This window comes from Gluconobacter oxydans, assembly GCF_006539685.1.
Classification (GTDB): Bacteria; Pseudomonadota; Alphaproteobacteria; order Acetobacterales; family Acetobacteraceae; genus Gluconobacter; species Gluconobacter oxydans.
In genome coordinates this window covers 1-3,007 of sequence record NZ_BJNM01000077.1, presented here as the reverse complement: position 1 = coordinate 3,007, position 3,007 = coordinate 1, and the positions used below count along the sequence as shown (strand labels likewise).

General features: G+C 56.7%; 6 protein-coding genes and 1 pseudogene. 5 read left to right on the top strand and 2 right to left on the bottom strand.

Translation table 11 applies throughout. The annotated features are described in order from the left end of the window. Nucleotides 1-135 precede the first annotated feature (135 nt). The 5 genes from GOX01_RS12535 to GOX01_RS12520 all read left to right on the top strand — a co-directional run bounded on the left by GOX01_RS12535 (nt 136) and on the right by GOX01_RS12520 (nt 2,289). Nucleotides 136-393 carry a mobilization protein gene (locus GOX01_RS12535; RefSeq protein ID WP_029603324.1) on the top strand — a complete coding sequence of 86 codons (258 nt, stop codon included), beginning with the start codon at nt 136-138 and terminating at the stop codon, nt 391-393. Then, nucleotides 390-926, top strand: coding sequence for a hypothetical protein (locus tag GOX01_RS12530; protein ID WP_062268759.1), 537 nt, complete (start codon nt 390-392; stop codon nt 924-926). The genes GOX01_RS12535 and GOX01_RS12530 overlap by 4 nt, the downstream gene beginning before the upstream one ends. A 328-nt stretch (nt 927-1,254) precedes the next feature. Continuing rightward, nucleotides 1,255-1,854, top strand: a complete 600-nt coding sequence (locus GOX01_RS12525) for a helix-turn-helix domain-containing protein (protein ID WP_040509871.1) — start codon at nt 1,255-1,257, stop codon at nt 1,852-1,854. After that, nucleotides 1,851-2,024, top strand: a complete 174-nt coding sequence (locus GOX01_RS12950; protein ID WP_165919977.1) for a hypothetical protein — start codon at nt 1,851-1,853, stop codon at nt 2,022-2,024. Before GOX01_RS12525 ends, GOX01_RS12950 begins: the two co-directional genes overlap by 4 nt. Continuing rightward, complete coding sequence (locus tag GOX01_RS12520; protein ID WP_062268757.1) at nt 2,014-2,289, top strand: type II toxin-antitoxin system RelE/ParE family toxin; 276 nt, start codon at nt 2,014-2,016, stop codon at nt 2,287-2,289. Before GOX01_RS12950 ends, GOX01_RS12520 begins: the two co-directional genes overlap by 11 nt. Here GOX01_RS12520 and GOX01_RS12515 read toward each other — a convergent pair. Continuing rightward, nucleotides 2,286-2,729 (bottom strand): hypothetical protein, encoded by a 444-nt coding sequence (locus tag GOX01_RS12515; RefSeq protein ID WP_131973959.1) that lies wholly within the window; start codon nt 2,727-2,729, stop codon nt 2,286-2,288. The genes GOX01_RS12520 and GOX01_RS12515 overlap by 4 nt on opposite strands. Before the next feature lie 42 nt (nt 2,730-2,771). Then, nucleotides 2,772-3,007 (bottom strand): annotated as a pseudogene (locus tag GOX01_RS12510) (MobQ family relaxase); the annotation flags it as partial.

Here is a 3,007-nt window from a genome sequence, read left to right as displayed (position 1 = left end):
CACTCCTTCGTCGCAAGGGTTGTTTGCACCCCACGAGGAATAAAGGAAACTTTGAAAAATCTGGTATCCTCGACAGGATCACGCGGGAATGGAAATCACAACAGACCATTGCACCCACTTGGTGCGGGAGGAAAAATGACACCCATCGAGAAGGCGAAACAGCAGGTCGAACAGGCCAAGGCCCGGTATCAGGCTTTGCTCGCCAGACAGAACGCCGAGGAACGCAAGCTGGACACCCGGCGCAAGGTCATTCTGGGTGGGTTGCTGATCGACGCGGCCGGGAAGGATGAACGCTTCGGCCGGGTCATCGACGAGCTGATGAAACGCATCACCCGCGACCACGACCACAAGGCGTTCGAGGGGTGGCAGAAGCCGGAACCTGATCAGTCATGACCGACGAACGCGAGTTGGATGACGGGCTGGCCGCGTTCGACCAGCTCGGCCGGGAAATGGCGGAGACAAACCGACTACTCCGGGCCGTCCGGTCCGATCAGGCGGCCCGGAACCAGCAGGAACAGGCCCTGTCGGCCGAAATGAAGGCTGCTCTTAAACAGGCCACAGGAGCCTCACAGAAGGCGCTACAGGCCGCTCAGGCGGAAATACGTTCATCTCTACTCTGGACGGGCCTGACGGCCTTCCTGCTCGTTCTGGTGGCGTTTGGCGGGGGATATGTCTTCGGCCAGCGGGCTGGATGGGACACCGGGCACGCGGACGGATACCAGAAAGCCCGGAATCAGGAGGCTGCCGCCAGCTGGGCCAACACCCCGTCCGGACAGAGAGCCTATGGCCTCGATCAGCTTGGGAGCCTCGATATGCTGGCCCTGTGCAAGGGGGATGGCTGGACCATGGAACGCCAGAAGGGTCGGACGGTCTGCTTCCCGAAACTGGACGCCAAAGGGAACCTGAGCGGCTGGTATATCCCCTGACCGTCACCGGGATGGGAAAGCCGGCCAGCCCCTCATTGCTTCCTGAGCCATTTTCTCTCGCCCGATTCTGCCGGCGCCACAGGGTCCGGGTGAGCGCGGAGCGGGAGCGGCGTAGCCCGCCCGTAGGGCGCCGGGACAGACCCCAAAATGGCAGTTTTCCACCGAAAAAAGAGAGACCAACAGAGAGATTAAATTCTTTTCTCTTTCTTAGGGATCGCCACACCCCGCAGAGAACCTAGAAAAATGACTTGTTTTAAGTCCCGGATTCTGGGACTAATTGATCCCGGATTCCGGGACTTAAAAACGGGTTCTCCACAGGGAGCGAAACATGGCCCAGATTGTGCGCCTCACCACCAAGCCGCAGCGATCCGGACAGGAGGAAGCTGCACAGGCGGCCGAGCAACTCTCGCTCCTGTCCGAAGAACTCCTGAAGCATTTGCCCGGAGAGGCGCGTATAGCCATCTCACGGGCCACACACGCGCTACAGAAGGCCGCGCGACCAGACACCACCGAAGGGCTTTGGCCGGGAGGTTTCACCATGTTGAGCCGTATGCAGACCGCCACGATCTGGGACGCCATCCGCGAGTTACCATCTGACGACCGGCCAAATCAGGTGCGCCATGCCTTCGACCTAGTGCTGCTTAATCTCCGGCAGGACACAGGCGAAGTCCTGCTCACCCGCGACCAGCTCGCCGAACGGATCGGATGTGCCCCCAAACATGTCAGCACAATCATGGGCACACTGGAAAAAATGGGCGTAATCCGCCGCGAACGTCGTAAAATCGAAGGGATGCAGGGGCGAGGTGTCGCCGTGTATTTCATCAACCCGCACGTGGCATGGAACGGCTCGCTGGACGTCCGCAAGGCACAGGCCGCGGAAACCCGGCCACCCATGCAGCTCGAACTTCTCCAAGGGGGGGCGTCATGACCGATCTTTCCGACGAACTGGCTGCCAAAAGAGCTGCGATCCGCAAGGCGCGGAGCAGCACCAAACCGGCTGTCCCGGCCGAACAGGTGCTGGCAATTCTGAAAGCTGATCTGGCCCGCGTTCAGGCAGCTATTGACGCCCTGCCGCACGAGGAACGGCGTGCGGGTTGAATGGTCCGATGAGGCCCTGACAGACCGGGCCGCCATCGTTGACTACCTGCTTCCCCGCAATCCTCACGCGGCCAAACGGATTTTGCTCCGTCTGATCGACGCCACCACGGACCTTGCCATGTTTCCCAACATCGGCCGGGAAGGTGAGGACGACACCCGTGAGTGGGTCGTCGTGCATCCCTATGTCCTGCTCTACGAAGTTGATGAAGTCGCCAAGACTGTGCGGGTTCTCCGCGTCTGGCACATGTCGCAGGATCGAGACTAACTCTTGTTCTTACTGACTTTCCCGCGGACAACTCTCCAAATACATTCAATACTCGCCATAATGGAAAGTATTATCGTTTGAGCGTATAGTCTAAAACCAAATCCATCTAAATAGTTTGGCCTAGGCTGCCCAAGAACTTTACTTTCATCAACCATATGATGAAATATGTATGCTTGATACATAAGCAAGAAAACAACAGATACAACAAATTTTAGCGCTGGGTTTCTTACTACTATGTAAATAATTATTGCTGATGCGATAATTAAATACCCATCGCTATACGTCGGACTCAAAGAAGCAGCAGCGCCACCAATAATATAACCTAAAAATCGACCAAAATCAGAATAGCCTATGCTGTGAAAAGCAAAGCATAGCGCTACAGAAATTAAATTAATCAAAAGAAAAATTATATAAACAGAAAGATATTTTGTTTTTCTCACTTCTGATGTTCCTATTCACGAAAATAATATTCGGGTTGTAACCTAGAAACCAATACTTGGTCCTCTATCGCGTGACCGCCTGAAGGTCGGCTGCTCGATCTCCTTGGAGACCTGCTTCTGGCGGTCCTTCTCGGCTACCTTCCGGGCTTCCTCGGCCGCCCGGACGTCCTGCTGGCGTTTGATCTCGGCCTGACGCACCAGTTCCTTCCTCTGGCGTTCGGCCTCCCGCTCCCGCTCCATCCGCTGCCCGATCTTCCGGGCCAGACCGACCGCCAGCC